Below are 20,662 nucleotides of genomic sequence, written 5' to 3' on the forward strand. Positions count from 1 at the left end.
TCACCCCACCAGCTTACGACGCCTGCGCGGCGGCACCCGGACGGTGCCCGCGACTGTGACGCGCGCGACCTGCCGCGTCCGGGCCGCGGCCCCGGTCCCGCCGCTCCGGGCGGGCCGATCAGACGTCGAGGCAGGCGGGGCCGAGCAGCACCTTGAGATCGCCGAACAGGGCCGGGTTCGGGTTGACGCGGAAATCGGGGCCGAGCCGCATGAGCTGCACCGTCCTCGTGCCGGCGAGCTTCACCCGGACCTCCGTGTTCCCGGGGTGCGTCTTCAGGACCTGCCCCAGTGCGTTGACGACCGGCTCGGTAGCCTTGTGGTGCTGCAGGGAGATGACGACGGGGCCGGCCAGCCCGTCCTCGCTGATCTCGGGGATGGTCATCTCCTGGGCCGAGATGCTGATCGCACCGTCGTCCCGCCGCTGGAAGCGGCCCTTGACGACGACGATGAGGTCCTCTGCGAGGACCGAGGCGATCGGCCCGTAGGCCTGCCCGAAGAACATCACCTCGATGGAACCGGTCATGTCCTCGATCTCGCACCGCGCGTAGGGGTTGCCGCTGGTCTTGGCGATCCGGCGCTGCAGCGAGGTGATCATGCCCGCGATCTTGACCGGCTGGCCGTCGTGGGGACCGTCATCCCCGAGCAGCCGGTCGATGGGCATGTCGGCGTGCTGCTCCAGGACGCCGCCGAGACCCTGGAGCGGGTGATCGGAGACGTAGAGGCCGAGCATCTCCCGCTCGAAGCCGAGCTTGTCCTTCTTCTCCCACTCGGGCAGATCCGGCACCTCGACGGTCAGGCTCGAGCCGGCGTCGACGCCGTCCATGCCGCTGAAGAGGTCGAACTGGTTGGCGGCCTCGTTCCGCTTGAGGACGATCACGGAGTCGACCGCCTCCTCGTGGATCATCGCCAGCGCACGGCGCGGCTGTCCCATGGAGTCGAAGGCCCCGGCCTTGATCAGCGACTCGATGGTTCGTTTGTTGCAGACCACGGCGGGGACCTTCTGCAGGAAGTCGCTGAACGACTGGTAGGCCCCCTTCTCCCGGCGGGCCTCGACCATCGCGTTGACGACGTTGCTGCCCACGTTGCGGATGGCTCCCATGCCGAAGCGGATGTCGCCGCCGACCGGGGTGAAGTTCAGGGCGGACTCGTTGACGTCCGGCGGCAGGACGGTGATGCCCATCCTCCGGCACTCGTTGAGGTACATCGCGAGCTTGTCGCGGTCGTCGCCGACCGAGGTCAGCAGTGCCGCCATGTACTCGGCCGGATAGTGGGCCTTGAGGTAGGCGGTCCAGTAGGACACGAGGCCGTAAGCGGCCGAGTGGGCCTTGTTGAAGGCGTAGTCGGAGAACGGGAGGAGGATGTCCCACAGGGACTTGATGGCCGCCTCGGAGAAGCCGTTGTCCACCATGCCCTGGTGGAAGGCGGCGTACTGCTTGTCCAGTTCCTCCTTCTTCTTCTTGCCCATGGCGCGGCGGAGGATGTCGGCCTGCCCCAGCGAGTAGCCCGCCACCTTCTGGGCGATGGCCATGACCTGCTCCTGATACACGATCAGGCCGTAGGTGGTGTCGAGGATCTCTTTCAGCGGCTCCTCGAGCTCCGGGTGGATCGGGGTGACGTCCTGCAGTCCGTTCTTGCGCAGGGCGTAGTTGTTGTGCGAGTTCGCGCCCATGGGGCCCGGACGGTACAGGGCGATGACGGCGGAGATGTCCTCGAAGTTGTCCGGCCGCAGCAGGCGCAGCAGCGAGCGCATGGGGCCGCCGTCGAGCTGGAAGACGCCCAGGGTGTCGCCCCGGGCGAGCAGCTGGTACGCCTCTCGGTCCCCCACGTCCAGGGTCTCGAGATCGAGGGTCTCGTCCCGGTTGGCCCGGATGTTCTCGATGGCGTCGGAGATGATGGTCAGGTTCCGGAGCCCGAGGAAGTCCATCTTGATCAGGCCCAGGCCCTCGCAGGTCGGGTAGTCGAACTGGGTGATGACCTGGCCGTCCTGGAGACGCCGCATGATCGGGATGACGTCGATGATCGGGTCCGAGCTCATGATGACGCCGGCCGCGTGGACGCCCCACTGCCGCTTCAGCCCCTCGAGGCCCTTGGCGGTCTCGAACACGCGCTTGGCCTCGGGATCGGTGGAGACGAGCTCCCGGAAGTCGGCCGCCTCGCCGTAGCGCTTGGCGGAGGGGTCCTCGATGTCCTTCAACGGGATGTCCTTGGCCATGACCGCCGGCGGCAGGGCCTTGGTCAGCGTCTCCCCCATGGAGAACGGGTATCCCAGCACGCGCGAGGAGTCCTTCAGCGCCTGCTTGGTCTTGATGGAGCCGTACGTGACGATCATGGCCACGCGCTCGTCGCCGTACTTCTCGGTGACGTACTTGATCACCTCGGAGCGGCGGCGATCATCGAAGTCGACGTCGAAGTCGGGCATGGACACGCGGTCCGGGTTGAGGAAGCGTTCGAAGATGAGTCCGTGGCGCAGCGGGTCCAGGTCGGTGATGCGCATGGCATAGGCGACCATCGAGCCGGCACCGGAGCCACGGCCCGGCCCCACGCGGATGCCATTGTCCTTGGACCAGTTGATGAAGTCGGCGACGACGAGGAAGTACCCGGGGAAGCCCATCTTGATGATGATGTCCAGCTCGTAGTCCGCCTGCTGGCGGACGTCGTCCGGGATGCCGTCCGGGTACCGGTAGTGCAGCCCCTTGTCGACCTCCTTGATCAGCCAGCTCGTCTCGTCCTCCCCCGGGGGGCAGGGGAACTTCGGCATGTAGTTGGCGTCCATGTCGAACGACACGTCGGCGCGCTCGGCGATGAGCAGGGTGTTGTCGCAGGCCTCGGGCAGCTCCTTGAAGAGCTCGCGCATCTCGCGGGGGCTCTTCACGTAGTAGCCCGTGCCGGAGAAGGCGAAGCGGGACCCGCCCTCGTCGTAGGTCGGCTCGTCGAGCGTGGATCCGGAGTTGATGGCGAGGAGTGCCTCGTGCGCCTTCGCATCGTGCTCGTGGGTGTAGTGGAGGTCGTTCGTCGCCACGAGCGGCAGCTTCAGCTCCCTGGCCAGTCGCAGGAGGTCCGCCGTGGTCCGGCGCTCGATCTCGAGGCCGTGGTCCATGATCTCGCAGAAGTAGTTCTCGGCCCCGAAGATCTCCCGGAACTCGGCCGCGGCCTTCTTCGCCTCGTCGTACTGGCCCAGACGCAGTCGCGTCTGGATCTCTCCCGACGGGCAGCCGGTGGTGGCGATGAGGCCCTCGGCATACTCGTTCAACAGCTCGCGGTCCCAGCGCGGGTACTTGCCCAGCGGGGAGTCGAGCGAGGCGCGGGAGGACGCCTGGAAGAGGTTCCGCATCCCGGTGTTGTTGTAGCTCAGCAGCGTCATGTGCGTGTAGAGGCCGCCACCCGAGAGATCGTCCCGCTTCTGGGACTCGTCGGTGCGCCACTTCACGCGCTGCTTGTCGGTGCGGTGCGTGCCGGGGGTGACGTACGCCTCGACGCCGATGATCGGCTTGATGCCCGCCTGGCGGGCCTTGTTCCAGAAATCGAACGCGCCGAACAGATAGCCGTGGTCCGTGGTGGCGATGGCGTCCATCCCCAGGCGGTCCGCCTCCTTGAAGAGCTCCGGCAGGCGCGCCGCCCCGTCGAGCATCGAGTACTCGGTATGGGTGTGCAGATGAACGAAACCGTCTCGTGTTGAAGCCACCCGTACAGTCTAGGAGCCAGCTCCGACGTGTTGGCGCCATCGACCCGGCGCGGGGCGCTCAGGCGAGGTCGGCTCCGTCACGCAGGAGGTCGAGGGCCTGCTGCAGGTCCGCGGGGTAACCGCTCTCGAAGTCGACCCACTCCCCCGTGACCGGGTGCGGGAAGCCGAGGCGGTGGGCGTGGAGCCACTGTCGGGTCAGACCGAGCGTCGAGGCCAGACGCGGATCCGCGCCGTAGGTCAGGTCGCCTGCGCACGGATGGCGCAGCGCGGAGAAGTGCACGCGGATCTGGTGGGTGCGGCCCGTCTCCAGGTGGACCTCGACGAGGGAGGCGCGTCCGAACGCCTCGACGACCTCGTAGTGCGTGATGGAGGGGCGCCCGTCCTCAGTGACGGCGAACTTCCACTCGTGGCCGGGGTGGCGACCGATCGCGGCGTCGATCGTCCCGCGCATGGGGTCCGGGATGCCCTGCACCACCGCATGGTAGACCTTGGTCGGGGTCCTATCCCGGAAGGCCTGCTTCAGGGCGGTGTAGGCGCGCTCGCTCGTCGCGACGGCCATCAGCCCGGAGGTACCGACGTCCAGCCGGTGGACGATCCCCTGGCGCTCCGCCGCGCCCGACGTGCTGATGCGGTACCCGGCGGCGGCCAGGGCGCCGACGACGGTGGGCCCGACCCAGCCCGGCGACGGGTGCGCGGCGACGCCCACGGGCTTGTCGATCACGACGAAGTCGGGATCCTCTGCGACGATCTTCAGGTCCTCCACGGCCTCCACCTTCACGGCCAGCGGGTCTTCCCGGTCCGGCACCGATACTTCGACGATCTCCCCGCGGGCGAGCCGACGGGACTTGGCTGCGGGCCGCCCCTCCACGGCGACGAGCCCGTCACGGCACCACTGGGCGGTCCGCGTCCGCGACTCGCCGAGGGAGTCCGCCACGAAGGCGTCGACCCGCACGCCGTCGTCCTCCTCGAAGACCTCGAGGAACTCCTGTCCGCTCACGGGTGCTCCCGCTCCGGCTGATCCGCGCCGCTGCCGGACGCGCCGGCGCCCTCGCGCGAGCCGTCGAGGTTCACGCCGCGGAAGATGAGCAGGCAGACGGCGACCATGGAGCAGACGACGAAGGAGTCGGCGACATTGAACACGGCGAAGTTCGGTAGAGCGATGAAGTCGACGACGTGGCCCATGCCGAACGAGGGCTCCCTGAAGAGTCGGTCGATGAGGTTCCCGGCCGCACCCCCGGCGACCCCGCCGAGCGCGAGCGCCCACGGCAGATGGCGGACCTTGCGCAGCAGGATCGCCACATAGACCACCACGGCGGCCTGCAGGAGGGCGAACACCCAGGTCACCTCCGTGCCGATGGAGAACGCCGCCCCCGGATTGAGGATGTAGTGCCACGACAGGATCGGGTCGATCACCGGGATCTTCTGCCCGAGGGTCATGGTGTGCTCGACGAGGGCCTTCGTGGCCTGGTCGAGAACGACGGCGAGGGCGAAGACCGCCGCGGCGGGGACGACGAAGCGTCCTGCTCCCGGGCGGCCTGGCCGCGCCGTCGTGTGCTCGGGGGTTTCCACGGGTCCTCCGCCTCGGATGGGGGGACGGCGGGCCGCCCCGGTGCGATGGTTAACGCACCATCGGCGGCCGGATCACCGGCCGCCGATGGGTCGAAGCGTCGTTACGCCTTGTCGTTGCTGTCCGGGGCCGACGAGCCCTTGGCCTCGAGGTCGCGCAGCTGACCCTCGATGTAGGCCTTGAGACGGCCGCGGTAGTCCCGCTCGAAGGTGCGGAGCGAGTCGACCTTCTGCTGCAGCTCGGTCTTCTGGACCTCGAGCGCGTTCAGCGTCTGGCGGCTCTTCTCCTCGGCCTCCTCGACCAGGCTCTTGGCCTTGGTCTGAGCCTCGGCGATGATCTTGTCCCGCGTCTTGGCCCCCTCGTTGACGTACTCGTCGTGGAGGCGCTGGGCCATGGCCAGCACACCGGCGGCCGACTGGGCGGAGTCGCCGCCCTGCGGTGCAGCGGAGGCAGCCGGCGCCTCGGCGGCCGGTGCGGCCGGTGCGGCGGCTGCGGACTCCTGAGGGGCCTTCTCGGCCGGCTTCTCGGCGACCTTCTCCGATGCCTTGGGGGCCTCGGTCTCGGTCTTGGCCTCCGCTTTCTCGGCCGGAGCCGCGGCGACCGGCGCCGGAACGGCCGAGGTCTCGGCGCCCTCGCCGGACTCGAACTCCGCGATGCGGCGGCGGAGCTCGTCGTTCTCCTGGTTCAGGCGACGCAGTTCGACGACGATCTCGTCGAGGAAGTCATCAACCTCATCCTGGTCGTAGCCCTCGCGGAACTTAGTCGGCTGGAATCGCTTGTTGACAACGTCTTCTGGCGTGAGCGCCATCTGGTCACCTCGATACTTAGGTCTGTTCCCAGCCTCAGCAGATCGGCCGGGCAGGCTTTTCACATTCAGTGGGACGGAGGCCAAAGCCCCTGATCACTTCGCTAACAAGACTATAACGGTTATCCCCGAAGGGCTAACGGAAACCGCCGGTTCTTCATGGAGTCTTCAGGCTCCAGCGATCGTCGAGACGATCACCTTGGCGATGATGACCACGAAATAGAGGACGAGGAACGCGAGATCGAACCGCATCCCGCCCAGATCCAACGGCGGGATCTTGGAGCGCAACCAGCGCATCGGCGGGTCCGTCAGGCGGTAGACGAAGCTCGCGACGACGAGGGCGATCCCGCCGGGACGCCACGTCCGGGCGAAGGACTGCACGATGTCGAAGACGATTCTGACCATCAGCACGATCTGGAAGACCGTCAGGGCGATGTAGAGGACGGCGAAGAGGAGATCCACGGTGGGGCGGCCCGGCTAGCTCTGGTTGAAGAAGGAGGTCTGCTCCTCCGAGGCCTTCTGGTCCTCCCCGAGGACCTCGATGGTCGACGGCGAGAGCAGGAACACCTTGTTCGTCACGCGCTCGATGGTGCCGTGGAGACCGAAGACGAGACCGGCGGAGAAGTCGACGAGTCGCTTGGCCTCGGCCTCCCCCATGTCGGTGACGTTCATGATCACCGGGACGCCGTCCCGGAAGCTCTCGCCGATGATCTTGGCATCGTTGTACGAGCGCGGGTGAACGGTCGTGATCTGACGCAATTCGAAATCCTCGTCCCTCGATGAAGCTGCGCGCTTGATGGGCGTGACCGGCGCCCGGTACTCGTTGTCGGCCTCGGGCGGCTCTGGCGCCACCGCGGGCCTGGTCTCTTCGCGGGCGGCCGCCGGCTCGGGTCGGCGCACGTCGTCGCGTTCGGCCGATTCGACGCGTGCCGTCTCCTCGTAGTGCTCGTCGCCGTCGGCGAGGCCCAAGTAGATCATCGTCTTGCGCAGTGCGCCAGCCATGGTCTTCTCCTTCAGATCGTGCGCGGCCCAGCACCGCCGGAATCGCTGGATCTCCCGCTGAGTCGACGCTACCGCACAGCGGGACGGGCCCCGAGGACATCAGAGCCTATTCGCAGGTGTGTCGCACCGTGTGCTACGGCGGACTCCAGGTCCTGGCTCATCCCAGCCGAGATCATCGTGGCGTCCGGGTACTGCTCCTGCAGGTTCCGGGCTATCGTCTGCAGCCGCCCGAAGGCCTCGTCCGGATCGCCGCCCAGGGGCGCGACGGCCATGACCCCGCCGAGCTCCAGGCCCGGCGCCGCTGCGATCGCGGCGGCGATCGCCGACACATCGGCGGGCGCGGCACCCCCGCGACCGGCTCCGACGTCGCCGGACCCGCCGCCGGCTCGGGAGTCGGGCGCCTCGAGGTCCACCTGGACCAGCGCGGTCAGCGCCGCGCGCGGGGGCTCGCCCGCCTCGCGCCGCCGAACCTGCTCCCGTTCGACCGCCCGTGCGAGGGCCTCGACGAGGGACGCGCGGTCCACCGAGTGCACGGCGGCCGCATACCGGACGACCGATTTGGCCTTGTTCTTCTGCAGCTGCCCGATGAAGTGCCACTCCAGGTCCAGGTCGGACGTCTCGGCGGCCTTCGCGGCAGCCTCCTGGTCCCGGTTCTCCCCGACCGACCGGATGCCCAGGGCGCTGAGGTGCCGCACGTCGGCCGCCGGGAAGAACTTGGTCACCACGATCAACTGCGGCGCCTCGCGATCCGCGGCGCTGGCCGCCGCGGCGATGCGGTGCCGGACCCGCTCGAGTCGCGCGGCGAGCTCGCTCCGGCGCGCCTGCGCCCCTGCGTCGTTCATGGCGTCGTTCCTGTCGTGTTGTCGGGGGTGTGCGCCGGGTCGGCGTCGGCCGCGGCGCCCATCCAGGCGAGTCCGGCGAACCGCCCGCAGCCGTTGTCGCGCCGGTAGGAGTAGAAACGCGGGTCCTCCAGGGTGCAGATCCCGGAGGGAACGACGGCGGCTCCGGCGGCGCGCAGCTGGACCGCCGCCGCGCCGGGCAGGTCGAGGGACGGGGTCCCCCAGGCCGTGGCGGCGCGGATCCCCGGTTGCTCCGCCTCGGCTTGCTGCGCCATCTCCTCGGGGACTTCGTAGCACGAGCCGCAGATGGCCGGCCCGATCCAGGCGGTGATCTCGAGATCAGCCTCGAGCGTTCGCATCCGGGCGACCGTCGCCGGCAGGATCCCGGCCAGCAGGCCGCGCCGTCCGGCGTGGGCCACCGCCCGCACCGTCCCGCTGCGCCCCGCACCGGGCGCCGTCCGGCCGGAGCCGGTCCCGGCGGGCACGCCGACCAGCACGACCGGCACGCAGTCCGCCACCATGACGGCCAGCGCCGCGCCGTCGTCGTCCGTGACGAGCGCGTCCGCCGTGGGGGCGCGGTCCGCCGGCGGGGTCCCGCGTGCGGGAACGACGACGTCCGCGGAGTGCACCTGATCCATGTAGTGCACGCGGTCGACGCGCAGGGCCGAGGCGACGGCGGCCCGCCGGCGGTGGACCGCCGGGCCGTCGTCGGCGACGTGGAGAGCGAGGTTGCCCTCCTCCACGGTCGTGAACGCCACTCGCGGCACGGGACCGGCGGACCGGACCGGGCCGGCGTCGACGTGGAGCATGGGGATCCTTCCAGAGACGACTCCGGCCGGGCGGACACTGGGTCCGACCGGCCGGGGTCGCGTGGTCTGCTGCGGCGGTCGGGCTACTTCAGGAAGTCCGGCACGTCGAGGTCGTCGGTGCCGCCGGCGCTGAGGTCCTGGTCGACGACCGACGGCAGCTCGTCGTACTGGGAGCCGCCCTCGGCTCCGGCGGTCGCGGACTGCGCCGGGGCGCCGACCGGCTCCAACGGAACCGTCCCGCGGACCGGAGTCGCCGACGGGCCGTCCAGGGGCACGGTGCCCGGGACGCCGCCCGGCTGCTGCGCCTGATCGCCGGTGGCCGCGGCCGCCGTGGCGCCGGCGGCTCCCGCCGCCGAGCCGTTCGAGAGGGACGACGCGGGGGTGGCGCCCGAGCCGTACGCGGCGGGTGCGCTCGTCGCGTCGACCTTGTCGAAACCGGCCGCGATCACCGTCACGCGCGCCTCGTCGCCGAGCGCGTCGTCGATGACGGCGCCGAAGATGATGTTGGCCTCGGGGTGCGCGACCTCCTGGACGAGCCGGGCGGCCTCGTTGATCTCGAACAGGCCCAGGTCGGACCCGCCCTGGATCGAGAGGAGCACGCCGTGCGCGCCGTCGATCGAGGCCTCGAGCAGCGGCGAGGCGATCGCGAGCTCGGCCGCCTGCACGGCACGGTCCTCGCCGCGCGCGGAGCCGATCCCCATGAGGGCCGAGCCGGCGCCCTGCATGACGGACTTGACGTCGGCGAAGTCGAGGTTGATCAGGCCCGGCGTGGTGATCAGGTCCGTGATGCCCTGGACACCGGAGAGGAGCACCTGGTCGGCCGAACGGAAGGCGTCGAGCACGGAGACGTTCCGGTCGCTGATGGACAGCAGCCGGTCGTTCGGGATGACGATCAGGGTGTCGACCTCGTCGCGCAGCGCGTCGATGCCAGCCTCGGCCGAGTTGGCCCGGCGGCGGCCCTCGAACGTGAACGGACGGGTGACGACGCCGATGGTCAGCGCGCCGAGCGAGCGGGCGATGCGGGCGACCACGGGCGCGCCGCCCGTGCCGGTCCCGCCGCCCTCGCCGGCCGTCACGAACACCATGTCCGCACCGCGGAGGACCTCCTCGATCTCCTCGGCGTGGTCCTCGGCGGCCTGCCGGCCCACCTCGGGGTTCGCGCCCGCGCCGAGACCGCGAGTGAGTTCGCGACCCACGTCGAGCTTGACGTCGGCATCGCTCATCAGCAGCGCCTGCGCGTCCGTGTTGATCGCGATGAACTCGACGCCTCGAAGGCCGACCTCGATCATGCGGTTGACGGCGTTGACGCCGCCACCGCCGATGCCGACGACCTTGATGACGGCGAGGTAATTCTGGGGAGCTGCCACGTCCTGTATCCCTTGCTCGATGTGCTCTACGGTGTGCTCAGTGTGCAGCCGAAGGCGGAACCTTCGCCTACGGAGCCGACTAACCTTAACCCTCAGGTTGAGAGTTATACTTATGTCAAGCTGTGTCTATATAGACGCTATGGGCCGCCCCGCCCCGAAGCAATGACCGGGGCCGCGTGTCGCCCAATACTTCGGCGGGCGCCGCTCGCCGACTCAGTTCGTCACCGGCCGCTCGGGGCTGGACACGTCGATGACCTTCACGGGCTCCTGGCCCTTCGGCGTCTCGACCGTCAGCAGCGCCGCGAGGACTGCTGCCTTCTGGGCCCCGTGCTCCGAGTTGCCCCAGACCACCCGCTCCCCCGAGGCGAGCTTGAGCTCGACCGAGTCGATGCTCTGCGCCGTCGCCGACTCCATCTGCTTGAGCACCTCGGGCGGCAGCGTGGAGAGCACGGAGGTCACGGCGGTGAAGACCTCCGGCTGCTGGTCGGCGCTGACACCCTCGATGTAGGGCAGCTCCACGGCGTCGCGGCTCTCCACCGGCGCCAGGGGCTCACCGGTGTCGGAGACCATCTGCAGGGCGCCCTGCTCCCCGACCACCGCTACCGGCTGCCGTTCCTCGATCACCACGCGCAGCGTGTGCGGTGCCTCCGCCTGGATCACCACGGACTTCACCGCGGGCTGGTCGGCGAGGAGCTCCTCGGCCGTCCCGGGGCCGACGCGCGGCAGCGGCACGCCGATCAGGGGCTCCAGTTCGGACTGGATCCGCGCCGTCGGGGTCAGGCGGTTGCCCTCGATCTCGACCTGCTCGATCGCCAGCAGCGGCGAGTAGAGCAGCACCAGGATCAGCGCCACCACGGAACCCAGGATGCTGCCGCCCCAGATCAGGAGGCGGCGTCTCCAGACGCTCCGCCGCGTGGGCGGGAGTTCGACGACGTTCGGGGACTTCGCGGTCATCGGCACCTCAGGCGTCGCCGGAGCCGGCGGTGGGGATCCGCTCGCCGGAGGCGTCGGCCGTGCCGTCGGCGGCCGCGAGGGCGGCGAGGATCCGGTCGCCGTACTCCGTGACGTCGCCGGCCCCGATGGTCATGACGATGTCGCCGGGGCCGGCGCCGGCTGCCACGGCGGCGGCCGCGTCCTCGGCGGCGACCAGGCCGCCCTCCGTGGCGAGCCCGGCGACGATCAGGTCGCTCGTCACGCCCGGGATGGGGGCCTCCCGGGCCGGATAGACGTCCAGCACGTGGGCGGCGTCGGCCTGCGAGAGCGCGGCCGCGAACTCGCCGGCGAACTCGCGCGTCCGCGAGAACAGGTGCGGCTGGAAGAGGACGTGCACCCGGTGCCGGCCGGCCACGGACCGCGCCGCCGCAAGCGCGGCGGCGACCTCGGTGGGGTGGTGCGCGTAGTCGTCGTAGACGCGGACTCCGGCCGCCTCGCCGCGGTACTCGAACCGTCGCGACGCCCCTCGGAACGCGGCCAGGCCGGCGGCCGCGGCCCCCGGCTCCACGCCGAGGTCCAGGCCCACGGCGAAGGCCGCGGCGGCGTTGAGGAGGTTGTGGTCGCCGGGCACGGCGAGGTTCAGCTCGATCCGGTCGCCGGGACCCCACTCGAGCGTGCAGCTGTAGCGGAGACCGTCGGCCGCGGCGCCGACGAGCCGCAGGTCGGACGCGTCGGAGAAACCGTACGTCCGCACCCGCAGGTCGGGACGCTCCGAGCGCGCCCAGGCGGCCAGACCCGCTGCCCCCGGATCGTCGGCGCAGGCGACCAGCAGGCCCTCCTCCGGCAGCAGGGCCGCGAACTCGCGGAAGATGCCGTGCACCGCCTCGGCGGTGCCGTAGTGGTCCAGGTGGTCGGCCTCGACATTGGTGACGACCGCGACGTCCGGCGTGTAGTTCATGAACGAGCCGTCCGACTCGTCCGCCTCCGCCACGAAGACCCGCCCCGTGCCGAGCTCGGCGTTCACGCCCAGGCCCCCCACGTTCGCTCCGATGGCGAACGACGGCGAGAGACCCGCCTCGCGCAGCATCACGGCGATCAGCGAGGTCGTGGTCGTCTTGCCATGCGTGCCGGCGACGGTCACGACCGTGTGGCCCTCCATGGTGGCCGCGAGGCCCTCGGAGCGGTGGAGGATCCGCAGGCCGCGGCGCTTGGCCTCGTCGTACTCCGGATTGCCGTCCTTGATGATGGAGGAGGCGACCACGGTCTCCGCGTCCCCGAGGTTCCCGGCGGCGTACCCGACGTGGACGCGGGCGCCCCGGGCCGCGAGCTCGCGGAGCACCGGGAGGTCCTTGGCGTCGGTGCCGGAGATCGCGACCCCGCGGGCCTGCATGAGCCGCGCGACCGCGGACACGCCCACGCCGCCGAGGCCCAGGAAGTGGACTCGCCCGAGCTCGTCGAGGCGGGGGGCCCGCCCCCGTGCTGCCGTACCGTCGTTCACTTGCGTCCCGTCCCCTCGTCGTCGGATGCCTCGTCGCTGGGTCCGCCGTCGCCGCCCCGGCCGGCCGCCGGGGCGCCGATGACCTGCTCGACGATGCGCGCCATGGCCTCGGCGGCGTCGCGCTTGCCGTAGGCGGCGGCGCGGCGGCCCATGGCCTCCAGCCGCTCGGCGTCGTCCAGGAGGGGCAGCACCGTGGTCTCGAAGTACTCGGCGGTGAACTCGGAGTTCTCCACCATGACGGCCCCGCCGGCGTTCACGAGCGGCTGCCCGTTGTGCCGCTGCTCGCCGTTGCCGATGGGCAGCGGGACCAGCACGGACGGCAGTCCGACGGCGGCCAGCTCGCAGACGGTGCCGGCGCCGGAGCGGCAGACCATCAGGTCCGCGGCGGCATAGGCGCGCTCCATGCCGTCGACGTACTCGACCTGCACATAGCCGGGGGCCGTCACGAGCCGCCCCTCGTCGTCGAGGATCTGCTTGTCCCGGCCCGTGATGTGCAGGACCTGGGCGCCGGGGACCCGGCGCGTGATCGCTGCGACGGCGTCGGCGACCGCGCGGTTCATGGAGACCGCGCCGGACGACCCGCCCGTGACGACCAGCGTGCGGGCCTCGGGGTCGAGGCCGAGCCCGATCCGGGCCGAGCGGCGCTCGGCCTCACGGTCCAGTCCGGCGATCTCGGCGCGCATCGGCATGCCGACCACCTCGGCCCGGGGAAGCCCGGTGCCCTCGAAGGCGGCCGCGACCCGGGCCGCGATGCGGGCGCCGACCTTGTTGGCCAGGCCGGCGCGGGCGTTGGCCTCGTGGATCACGACCGGGACCCCGCGCAGCCGCGCGGCGATGTACACCGGGGTGCACACGTACCCGCCGACCCCCACGACGACGTCGGCCGCGGCCCGCTCGATGATGTCGCCGGCGTGCTTCACGGCCTGGACGAAGCGGAAGGGCAGGCGCAGGAGCGCCCGTCCGGGGCGACGCGGCATCGGCACTCGCTCGATGGTCTCCAGCCGGTAGCCCGCGGCCGGGACCAGACGCGTCTCCATACCGGACTCGGTGCCGACCGCGACGATCAGCGCCTCCGGGTGTCGGTCCTGGAGGGCGCGGGCGATGGCCAGCAGGGGCGAGACGTGTCCGGCCGTGCCTCCGCCGGCGAGGACGATCGATGGTTCCTTCATGCGCGCTGCGAGCTCTTTCCGTCGGGGGTGGGGGCGACCGGCTGGCGGGCGGTCTGCCGGGCGAACGCGAGCACGACGCCCACGGCCGCGAGCGAGAGGGTCAGTGCCGACCCGCCATAGGAGATGAACGGGAGGGGGATGCCGATCACCGGCAGCAGCCCGGTGACCATCGCGATGTTGACGAAGGCCTGGCCGATGAGCCACGCCATGATGGCGGCGGTGGCGATCCGGACGAAGGGGTCGTGGCTGCGGTACGCCACCCGGTAGAGGGCGATCGCGAGGACCGCGAAGAGGACGACGATCACCAGCGAGCCGATGAGCCCCAGCTCCTCGCCGATGATGGCGATGATGTAGTCGGTCTGGCTCTCCGGCAGATAGCTCCACTTCTGCCGTGACTGGCCCAGCCCGACGCCCCACCAGCCGCCGGAGGCGAGGGCGTAGAAGCCGTGCATCGGCTGGTAGCAGGCGTCGTTCGTCTCGCAGTCCAGCTGCAGCCACGCCGCGAGGCGGCTCATGCGGTTGTCCGACGTCAGGAACGTCCCGAGCATCCCGACCACGCCGAGGACGCTGCCGACGGCGAAGATCCGTCCCTGGGCACCGCCCATGAACAGCGCAGCAGCAATGATCATGGCCAGCACGAGGAGCGTGCCGACGTCGTGCCCGAGCAGGACCAGGCCGAGGATCAGGGCACCGCCGGGGAACACGACGGGCACGACGGCGTGCTTCCAGTCGGTGCGGACGAGCGGTCCCTTGGTGACGAGCACCTGGGCCGCCCAGATGCTCAGGGCGAGCTTGGCGGCCTCGGACGGCTGGGCCCGCATGCCGGCGATCTCGATCCAGTTCCGGTTTCCGTTGACGGTGACGCCCAGCGGCGTGAAGACGAGCAGCAGCAGGGCACCCGAGAGCGCGAACAGGATCCACGCATAGCGCCGGTAGAACCGGACCGGGAACCTGGACAGGACGAGCATGAGGACGATGCCGAGCACCGCGAAGATCCCCTGGCGGAGGAAGAGGACGAAGGAGCTGGTGCCGTTGGCGATGGCGGTGACGGAGGACGAGGAGAGGACCATGATCAGGCCGATGACGGTCAGCGCCAGCGCGCTGCCGAGGATCATGTAGTAACCGCTGTTGCGGCCGCCGTCGCTGCCCTCCAGCAGGCGCCAGAAGCGTTGCATCCCCCTCGCTGGCCCGGCTGTCACGTTCGGCTCCTCACGATTCGGTCGGCGTGTCTTCCATCAGGACCCGCACGGCCTCGATGAAGGCGTGGCCCCGCTGCGCGTAGGACGCGAACTGGTCCATCGACGCCGCCGCAGGAGCCATGAGGACCGTGTCGCCCGGGACCGCGTGGCCCGCCGCGAGACGGACCGCCTCGTGCATGACCGCGCTGCCGTCGGTGGCGGCGTCCGTTCCAGTGTCCCCCACGGCCGCGTCGAACACGGGCACATCCGGGGCGTGTTCCGCCAGGGCGCGCCGGAGCGGAGCGGTGTCCGCGCCGATGAGGACGACCCCGCGCAGCCGGTCGGCGTTCTCGGCCACGAGCTCGGCGTAGTCGACGCCCTTGGACAGGCCGCCGGCGATCCAGACCACGGAGCGGAAGGCGCTGAGGGAGGCCGAGGCGGCGTGCGGGTTGGTCGCCTTGGAGTCGTTGATCCAGAGGATGTCGTCCCGGCGGGCGACCGCCTGGATCCGGTGCGCGCCCGGCTCGTAGTTGCGGATCCCGTCCCGGACGGCCTCGGCAGCGACGCCGTAGGCGCGCACCAGGGCGGCCGCGGCCAGGGCGTTGGCGACGTTGTGGCGCGCGGCGAGCTCGCCGAAGTCCTCGAGCGAGGCCAGTTCCGTCGCCGACTCCCTGCGCTCGGGGATGTAGGCCCGGTCCACGACCAGTCCGTCGACGAGGCCGAGCATGCTCACCGCCGGCACGTCGGTGGTGAAGCCGATCGCCCGGCACCCCTCCACCACGTCGGCGTTCTCGACCATGCGCACGGTCTCCGGTGCCTCGGCATTGAAGACGGCGGCGACGCGGGTGCGCTCGTAGATCCTCGCCTTCGCCGCCTGGTACTCCTCGAAGGATCCGTGCCAGTCCACGTGGTCCTCGGCGATGTTCAGGACCACGGAGGCCAGCGGGGACATCGTGTGCGTGTAGTGGAGCTGGAAGCTGGAGAGCTCCAGGACGAGGACGTCGTATCCCTCGGGGTCGCGGATCGCGTCGAGTACTGGCGTGCCGACGTTGCCGACGGCGAGGGCCCGCAGGCCCGCGGCCTGCAGCATCGACTCGGCCATGCCGACCGTCGTCGTCTTGCCGTTGGTCCCGGTCAGGACCAGCCACTCGGCCGGCGTGCGGCCCTCCCGCTCCCGGACGCGCCACGCGAGCTCGACGTCGCTCCAGACCTCGAGCCCCGCGTCGTACGCGGCGGCCAGCAGCGGCTGACGCGGGTTCCACCCGGGCGAGGTGACGACGAGCTGGGCGGGCTGCCCGTCGACGTCGGGCAGCCGTCCCTGGTGCTCGGGGCCCAGCAGGACGTCCGCGGCGCCGACGATGCGGAGCGTGTCGGCCCGCTGCCGGTTCTCCTCCGAGTCCCGCCCGTCGACCACGACGACCCGTGCGCCCAGCTCGATCAGGGTGTCCGCCGCCGAGAAGCCGGAGAGCCCCAGGCCGGTGACGACCACGCGCAGGCCGGCCCAGTCGGCGTCCCAGCTGGTGAGGTGGTCGAGCCGCATCAGAGCCCCACCACCCATTCGGCGTAGAAGATGCCCAGGCCGGCGGCGACGAAGAGGCCCGCCAGGATCCAGAAGCGGACCACCACCGTCACCTCGGCCCAGCCCTTCAGTTCGAAGTGGTGCTGCAACGGCGCCATGAGGAAGACGCGCTTGCCGCCGGAGAGCTTGAAGTACCCCACCTGGATGATGACGGACAGCGTGATGAGGACGAAGAGGCCGGCCAGGACCAGCAGCAGCAGCTCCGTCCGCGAGAGGATCGCGAAGGCGGCCAGCGCGCCGCCGATGGCGAGCGAGCCCGTGTCGCCCATGAAGATGTGGGCCGGCGACGTGTTCCACCAGAGGAACCCGATCAGCGCCCCGCAGAGGATGGCCCCGAGCAGTGCGAGGTCCATCGGGTCGCGCACCTCGTAGCAGACGCTGCCGATGGCGCGGGAGGAGCCGCAGGCCTGGTTGTACTGCCAGATGCCCATCAGCGTGTAGGCCCCGAAGACCATGATCGACGCGCCGGTGGCCAGTCCGTCCAGGCCGTCGGTGACGTTGACGCCGTTGGTGGTGGCGGTGACGATGAGGTTGGACCAGACGACGAAGAGGACAGCACCGACGATGGGCCCGAAGAAGGCCATGTCCAGCCACGGGATGTCGCGGATGAAGGAGATCTTCAGCGACGCGGGGGTGAGGCCCTTGGAGTCCGGGAACTGCAGGGCCAGCAGCGCGAAGCCGATGCCGACGGCGGCCTGGCCGCCGATCTTCTCCCAGGGGCGCAGCCCGAGGCTGCGCTGCTTGGAGATCTTGATGAAGTCGTCCAGGAAGCCGACCAGTCCCATGCCGACCATGAGGAAGAGCAGCAGCAGACCGGACACCGTCGGTCCGGTCGCGTGCTCGCTGGCCAGCGAGCGGATCGCGTGGGTGATGAAGTAGGCGGCGACCACGGCCAGGACGATCATCGCCCCGCCCATGGTGGGGGTGCCGCGCTTGGTGTGGTGCGAGGTCGGGCCGTCGTCGCGGACGAACTGGCCGTAGCGCCGGCGCACCAGCAGCTTGATGAACAGCGGGGTTCCGAGGAACGAGATCAGGAGGGCGATGCTGGCGCCCATGAGCAGTGCGATCACGGGTGGGCCTCCTCGGCGGCGGGCGTTCCCGCGGCGGCGATGCGGTCGCCCAGGTACCGCAGGCCTGCGGAGTTGGACGACTTGAACAGGACGATGTCACCCGGGCGGAGCTCGCGCGCGAGCAGCGCCTCGGCCTCCTCGACGGTCTCGACGTAGTGGGCCTCGTCGCCCCAGCTCCCCTCGAGGACGGCGGAGTTGTACGCGGGCTTGGCCTCGGGGCCGACGACGACGAGCTGCTTGATGTTCATCCGCACCGCGAGGCGCCCGAGGATGTCGTGCTCCAGCACGGAGTCCTCGCCGAGTTCCAGCATCGGGCCCAGCACGGCCCAGGTGCGGCGCTGGACGCCGTCCCCGTCGGGCACGCCGAGGCCGGCCAGGGTCTGCAGCGCGGCGCGCATCGACTCCGGGTTGGCGTTGTACGCGTCGTTGATGACGGTCACGCCGTCGGCCCGGTCGGTGCGCTCCATGCGCCACCGGCTGGCGGCGGCGCGGCCCTCGAGCCGTTCGGCGATGGTGGCCGGGGCGACCCCGAGCGCGTAGGCCGCCGTCGCGGCGGCCAGGAGGTTGTAGACATGGTGGCGGCCGATGAGACCGCTGACCAGGTGGAAAGCCGTACCGTCGGGGAAGACCAGGTCGAATTCCGGGTTCCCGGCGGGCGTCGTCTCGAGTCCGCGGGCGGAGACGACGTCGACCCCGTCCCGAGGCTCCGCGTCCACCCCGAAGCCCAGGAGGCGGGCGCGGGTGCGGGCGGCCATCCGGGCGACCCGGGGGTCGTCGAGGTTGAGGACCGCGGTCCCGTGCTCGGCAAGGGCCTCGACGAGTTCGCCCTTCGCCTGCTCGATGTTCTCGACCCCGCCGAACTCGCCCGCGTGCGCCGTGCCCACGCAGAGGACCACGCCGACCTCCGGGCGGACCATGTCCGTCAGGTAGGTGATGTGGCCGATCCCCGTGGCGCCCATCTCGATGACGAGGTTGCGGGTGCGCTCCGTGGCGCGGAAGACGGTCAGCGGAACGCCCACCTCGCCGTTGTAGGAGCCGACGGGCGCGACGGTCTCGCCGGTCGTCTCCAGGACGGCGGCGAGCAGGTCCTTCGTGGTCGTCTTGCCGGCCGAGCCGGTGATCCCGACGACCCGCGCCCCGTCGGCGCGCAGCCGGCCCACCAGATGGGCGGCGATCCGGCCCATGGCGTCGACGGCGTCGTCGACGATGACGGCGGGGTCGGCCGTGCCCTCGGCGTCGAGCGTGGTGCGCTCCGCGAGGGCGAGTACGGCACCGGCCTCGCGCGCGCGGCCGATGAAGTGGTGGCCGTCGCTGGACTCGCCGGGCTTGGCGACGAAGAGCCAGCCGGGGAGGATCTCCCGCGAGTCGGTCGTCACGCCGGTGATCCGGGAGGCCGGGTCGGCGGTCGGGCTCAGCCGCCCGCCGGTGATCTCGGCGATCTCTGCTGTCGAAAGTTCAATCATGGCTCTGTGGACTCTACTCTCTCGGCCCCCGCCGGCTGCTTCTCGACGCCTGTGGCACTGGCCTCAGCGTCTCGCCCCGGAGCGGCGCCCTGGTCGCCGGCGAGGACGCTGCGGCCCGCCTCGACCAGGGCGCTGCGGAGCTCCACCCGGTCGTCGAGGGCGTGGTTCACCCCCGCGATCTCCTGGACCGTCTCGTGGCCACGTCCGGCGACCAGGATCGTGTCCTCCGGCCGGGCGAGCCGGACGGCCTCGCGGATGGCGGCTGCCCGGGGTGCGGCCTCGACGACCTCGGTGGCGAGTCCCTCGGCCGCGATGGCCTCCGTGGCGCCCGCGAGGACCTCCGCGCGGATGCCGGCCGGCTCCTCGCCGTGTGGATCGTCGTCGGTGACGACCACGACGTCGGCGTGCCGCGCGGCGACGGCGCCCATGACGGGCCGCTTGGTCGCGTCACGGTCCCCGGTCGCGCCGAACACCACGATGACGCGCCCCGACCCGTCGCCCCGGACGGCCTCGATGGCCCGTTCCAGGGCGTCGGAGTTGTGGGCGAAGTCGACGACGGCGGCGGGCTCGGTCGCGATGACCTGCATCCGGCCCGGCACCTCGATCGTCAACGGGTCCGCGTCGTCGAGCACACGCTGGAGCTCCGCCGCCTCGACGCCGGAGGCGAGCACCATGAGCACCGCGAGGGCCGCGTTGGCGACGTTGAAGCCGCCCGGCAGACCGGTGGCGGCGCGCAGGCGCGCACCGGCGGGCCCCACGAGCTCGAAGGCGTGGCCCAGCCCGCGCCGCTCGACGTGCTCAACCCGCCAGTCGGCGTCGTCCCCGTCCGCCGCATCGGTCGTGGCGAGCGTCCAGAGCGTCTCGGACCCGCAGGTCGCGCGGCGCTCCGCGGCCAGGCGGCGTCCCCACGCGTCGTCGACCGTCACGACGGCGACGGCCGCCGTTCCGGGCGCGAAGAGCTCGGCCTTGGTGGAGTAGTAGTCCTCCATGCTGCCGTGCAGATCCAGGTGGTCCTGGGTGAGATTGGTGAAGCCGGCGACCCGGTACGTCAGCCCCGCCACGCGGCGGTAGTCCAGGGAATGGGAGGAGACCTCCATCGCGGCCGCGCCGATCCCGGCCTCCCGCATGCGGGCCATGATCCCGTGCAGCTGCGGCGCCTCGGGCGTGGTGAGGACCGACGGGATCCGCGTCTCGCCGGCGACGATCTCGATGGTGCCGACCAGGCCGGTGGTCCGGCCCAGGGCGCGCAGCAGCGAGCGCACCAGGTAAGTGGTGGTGGTCTTGCCATTCGTCCCGGTCACCCCGAGCAGCTCGGGCGCGTCGGGCTCCGTACCGTAGATCTCCGCCGAGACCCGTCCGACGACGTCGCGCACCGAGTCCGCCGTCAGGACGGGCAGCCCGGTCGCCTCGGCGCGGCCACGCCCGTCGGTGTCCGTCAGGATGGCGGCGGCCCCGTGGGCGGCCGCCTGCTCCGCGAAGTCCGCACCATGGGCGCGCGCTCCCGGCAGGGCGATGTAGAGGTCCCCGGGCTGCACGGCGCGCGAATCGAGGCAGGCGCCCGTGACCGCGACGTCGTCGTCGCCGACGAAGTCCCAGACGACGTCCGCGTCAGCGAGCCGGCCGATCAGCTCGGCCAGGCTGCTCGCGCGGGGATGGGCCGGACGGAAGGCCCGTTCGGCCTCGCGATGGTCGACGTCCACG

The 20,662-nt window shown here is 71.1% G+C and carries 17 protein-coding genes; all 17 read right to left on the bottom strand.

All coding sequences use genetic code 11. The annotated features are described in order from the left end of the window. Nucleotides 1–118: 118 nt before the first annotated feature. The 17 genes from dnaE to ABD784_RS03400 all read right to left on the bottom strand — a co-directional run bounded on the left by dnaE (nt 119) and on the right by ABD784_RS03400 (nt 20,661). Nucleotides 119–3,682 (bottom strand): DNA polymerase III subunit alpha, encoded by a 3,564-nt coding sequence (dnaE, locus tag ABD784_RS03320; RefSeq protein ID WP_344879880.1) that lies wholly within the window; start codon nt 3,680–3,682, stop codon nt 119–121. A gap of 58 nt (nt 3,683–3,740) precedes the next feature. Beyond that, entirely contained in the window at nt 3,741–4,679 is a 939-nt protein-coding gene (locus ABD784_RS03325) for an RluA family pseudouridine synthase (RefSeq protein ID WP_344879883.1), read from the bottom strand. Further along, a complete protein-coding gene (gene lspA, locus ABD784_RS03330; protein ID WP_344879886.1) occupies nt 4,676–5,251 on the bottom strand; it encodes a signal peptidase II in 576 nt (191 codons plus the stop codon). Before lspA ends, ABD784_RS03325 begins: the two co-directional genes overlap by 4 nt. Nucleotides 5,252–5,352: 101 nt before the next feature. Continuing rightward, entirely contained in the window at nt 5,353–6,057 is a 705-nt protein-coding gene (locus tag ABD784_RS03335) for a DivIVA domain-containing protein (protein WP_344879889.1), read from the bottom strand. 165 nt (nt 6,058–6,222) lie between these two features. Further along, the gene (locus tag ABD784_RS03340; protein WP_344879891.1) at nt 6,223–6,516 is read right to left on the bottom strand and encodes a YggT family protein; all 294 of its coding nucleotides are present in this window, start codon (nt 6,514–6,516) and stop codon (nt 6,223–6,225) included. Nucleotides 6,517–6,531: 15 nt separating this feature from the next. Continuing rightward, nucleotides 6,532–7,056: a cell division protein SepF gene (locus ABD784_RS03345; protein ID WP_344879894.1), complete on the bottom strand. Its 525-nt coding sequence runs from the start codon at nt 7,054–7,056 to the stop codon at nt 6,532–6,534. Nucleotides 7,057–7,124: 68 nt separating this feature from the next. Beyond that, the gene (locus ABD784_RS03350) at nt 7,125–7,898 is read right to left on the bottom strand and encodes a YggS family pyridoxal phosphate-dependent enzyme (RefSeq protein WP_344879897.1); all 774 of its coding nucleotides are present in this window, start codon (nt 7,896–7,898) and stop codon (nt 7,125–7,127) included. Beyond that, nucleotides 7,895–8,704 carry a polyphenol oxidase family protein gene (locus tag ABD784_RS03355; protein WP_344879900.1) on the bottom strand — a complete coding sequence of 270 codons (810 nt, stop codon included), beginning with the start codon at nt 8,702–8,704 and terminating at the stop codon, nt 7,895–7,897. The genes ABD784_RS03350 and ABD784_RS03355 overlap by 4 nt, the downstream gene beginning before the upstream one ends. A gap of 83 nt (nt 8,705–8,787) precedes the next feature. Then, complete coding sequence (ftsZ, locus tag ABD784_RS03360) at nt 8,788–10,071, bottom strand: cell division protein FtsZ (RefSeq protein ID WP_344879903.1); 1,284 nt, start codon at nt 10,069–10,071, stop codon at nt 8,788–8,790. A 213-nt stretch (nt 10,072–10,284) separates the two neighbouring features. Next, nucleotides 10,285–11,025: a cell division protein FtsQ/DivIB gene (locus ABD784_RS03365; RefSeq protein ID WP_344879906.1), complete on the bottom strand. Its 741-nt coding sequence runs from the start codon at nt 11,023–11,025 to the stop codon at nt 10,285–10,287. 7 nt (nt 11,026–11,032) lie between these two features. Further along, nucleotides 11,033–12,502 (bottom strand): UDP-N-acetylmuramate--L-alanine ligase, encoded by a 1,470-nt coding sequence (gene murC, locus ABD784_RS03370; protein ID WP_344879909.1) that lies wholly within the window; start codon nt 12,500–12,502, stop codon nt 11,033–11,035. Continuing rightward, nucleotides 12,499–13,671, bottom strand: coding sequence for an undecaprenyldiphospho-muramoylpentapeptide beta-N-acetylglucosaminyltransferase (gene murG / locus ABD784_RS03375; RefSeq protein ID WP_344879912.1), 1,173 nt, complete (start codon nt 13,669–13,671; stop codon nt 12,499–12,501). Before murG ends, murC begins: the two co-directional genes overlap by 4 nt. Further along, complete coding sequence (ftsW, locus tag ABD784_RS03380; RefSeq protein WP_344879915.1) at nt 13,668–14,846, bottom strand: putative lipid II flippase FtsW; 1,179 nt, start codon at nt 14,844–14,846, stop codon at nt 13,668–13,670. The genes murG and ftsW overlap by 4 nt, the downstream gene beginning before the upstream one ends. Before the next feature lie 34 nt (nt 14,847–14,880). Continuing rightward, nucleotides 14,881–16,389 carry a UDP-N-acetylmuramoyl-L-alanine--D-glutamate ligase gene (gene murD, locus ABD784_RS03385; RefSeq protein ID WP_344879918.1) on the bottom strand — a complete coding sequence of 503 codons (1,509 nt, stop codon included), beginning with the start codon at nt 16,387–16,389 and terminating at the stop codon, nt 14,881–14,883. Further along, nucleotides 16,389–17,498, bottom strand: coding sequence for a phospho-N-acetylmuramoyl-pentapeptide-transferase (gene mraY, locus ABD784_RS03390; RefSeq protein ID WP_344879921.1), 1,110 nt, complete (start codon nt 17,496–17,498; stop codon nt 16,389–16,391). The genes murD and mraY overlap by 1 nt, the downstream gene beginning before the upstream one ends. After that, entirely contained in the window at nt 17,495–18,961 is a 1,467-nt protein-coding gene (locus ABD784_RS03395; protein WP_344879924.1) for a UDP-N-acetylmuramoyl-tripeptide--D-alanyl-D-alanine ligase, read from the bottom strand. Before ABD784_RS03395 ends, mraY begins: the two co-directional genes overlap by 4 nt. Further along, entirely contained in the window at nt 18,958–20,661 is a 1,704-nt protein-coding gene (locus ABD784_RS03400) for a UDP-N-acetylmuramoyl-L-alanyl-D-glutamate--2,6-diaminopimelate ligase (RefSeq protein WP_344879929.1), read from the bottom strand. Before ABD784_RS03400 ends, ABD784_RS03395 begins: the two co-directional genes overlap by 4 nt. Between the last annotated feature and the right edge of the window lies 1 nt (nt 20,662).

Source organism: Zhihengliuella alba (assembly GCF_039538765.1).
Lineage (GTDB): Bacteria > Actinomycetota > Actinomycetes > Actinomycetales > Micrococcaceae > Zhihengliuella > Zhihengliuella alba.